Annotated in this window: 2 protein-coding genes; one reads left to right on the forward strand and one right to left on the reverse strand. The window is 68.1% G+C overall.

Annotation, left to right across the window (positions count from 1 at the left end; all coding sequences use genetic code 11):
- The first annotated feature begins 226 nt into the window (after positions 1-226).
- Entirely contained in the window at positions 227-919 is a 693-nt protein-coding gene (gene sucB / locus ACE3UY_RS08615; RefSeq protein WP_374687134.1) for a dihydrolipoyllysine-residue succinyltransferase, read from the forward strand.
- 14 nt (positions 920-933) lie between these two features.
- On the opposite strand, the gene ACE3UY_RS08620 is transcribed toward sucB, so the two are convergent.
- A partial coding sequence (locus ACE3UY_RS08620) for an ATP-grasp domain-containing protein (RefSeq protein ID WP_374687135.1) occupies positions 934-1,794 on the reverse strand: 861 nt, incomplete at its 5' end.

Below are 1,794 nucleotides of genomic sequence, written 5' to 3' on the forward strand. Positions count from 1 at the left end.
AAGAGGGACGTTGCAGAGCAGGGGGGCAAGGGAGCGGGGGAGCAGGGGAGCGCCGGAGTAGAAGTCTCCCAGGCGTTCACGCCTCCAATCTCCCCAGCGCCCCCCCAACCCCCCGCCCCACCCCCCCCCACAACCCCCCCCCCCCCCCCCCCCCCCCCGCTCCCCTGCCTCCCCATCTCCCCGCCCCCCTGCACCCCCGCCCTCTGCCCGCGAAGAACGCATCCGCATGTCCCGCCGCCGCCGCACCATCGCCCAACGGTTGTTGGAGGCCACGCAGACGACGGCCATGCTGACGACGTTTAACGAGGCCGACATGAGCGCGGTCATGGCTGTGCGGAAGCGCCGGCAGGAGGCGTTTGTCGCCCGCCACGGCGTCAAGCTGGGCTTCACGTCGTTCTTCGTGAAGGCGGTCGTCGCCGCGCTGAAGGCGTTCCCGCGGCTGAACGCGGAGATTCAGGGGGACGACATTGTCCTGAAGCGCTACTACGACATCGGCATCGCTGTGGGCGCGGAAGAAGGGCTGGTCGTGCCAGTCATCCGCGACGCCGATACCAAGTCGTTCGCGGCCATCGAGACCGAGGTGCGCGACTTTGCCACCAAAGCGAGAGACGGCACGCTCTCCCTGGAAGACCTGCGCGGCGGCACGTTTACCATCACCAACGGCGGCGTCTTCGGCTCCATGCTGAGCACGCCCATCCTGAACCTACCGCAAGTGGGCATTTTGGGGCTGCACAACATCCAGGATCGGCCGGTCGTCATCGCCAACGACGCCGGCGGCCAGGAGATCGCCATACGGCCCATCATGTACCTGGCGCTCAGCTACGACCATCGCATCGTGGACGGCCGCGAGGCGGTGCAGTTTCTCGTGCGGGTGAAGCAGTTGATCGAGGATCCGGAGGCGTTGCTGCTGGATGGATAGGAAGTGGTCAGTGGTCACTGACCACTGATCACCGTCAACAACGGCTCAATCCTGAACCGCAAACACCCATGCGCCCGGCGTAGGGCGGCTTCGACGGCGGCGGGCGTGTCGCCGCGGGCGAAGATAAAGCCGAGATAGCTATCTCCCTCCGGCAGGGGCGTAAGCGGGTAATGCAGGCGGGCGGTGATCTCGACACTCTCGATCAGCGGTGTGGCGGCGGCCTCCTCGACGCCGGCCACCTCGCGCAGCAGCCCCGCCTCGGGGATGGGGATCATCATGACCCCCGCCGCCCGGTCGCGCCGCGCCGTGTCGCCCAACGGCAGCCCGGCCGCCTGGCGCAGAATCAACTCTTCCAGCGACCCATCGATACCGAAGCGCAGCACCTGCGAGCACAACCCGCCGATGGAACGGCCGGCGATCTCCACGATCCATACCCCTTGCTCGTTGACGCGCAGTTCGGCGTGGACAGGCCCCATGCACAGGCCCAGAGCGCGGGCGGCGGCGGCCGTAGTCTGCTCGATGGCCCGCTGTGTCGCCGCCGGCAGCCGCGACGGGGTGACGTAGATAGTCTCCTCGAAGAAGGGGCCGTCGAGCGGGTCCGGCTTGTCGAACAGGGCCAGGACGCGCAGGTGGCCTTCGTCCAGCAGCCCTTCCAATGCCACCTCAAAGCCGGGGATGTAACTCTCGACAAGATAGGGGCGCGGCGCGGCGTCGGACGCGACCCTCACGTCGGAGGTGATCAGCCGGGTCAGACGGCGAACGGCCGCCGCCAGTTCCTCCGGCGAATCGGCGCGCATGACGCCGCGGCTGCCGTTCAGATTGAGCGGCTTGACGACGCAGGGATAGGGAACTTGGGCGGCCACGGCGGCGGGATC

This window comes from Promineifilum sp. (SeqCode), assembly GCF_041918635.1.
GTDB lineage: Bacteria > Chloroflexota > Anaerolineae > Promineifilales > Promineifilaceae > Promineifilum.

What these genes read in the sequence shown, in the direction of transcription:
- sucB (WP_374687134.1), top strand. Translation starts at nt 227, where the DNA reads ATGTCCCGCCGCCGCCGCACCATCGCCCAACGGTTGTTGGAGGCCACG.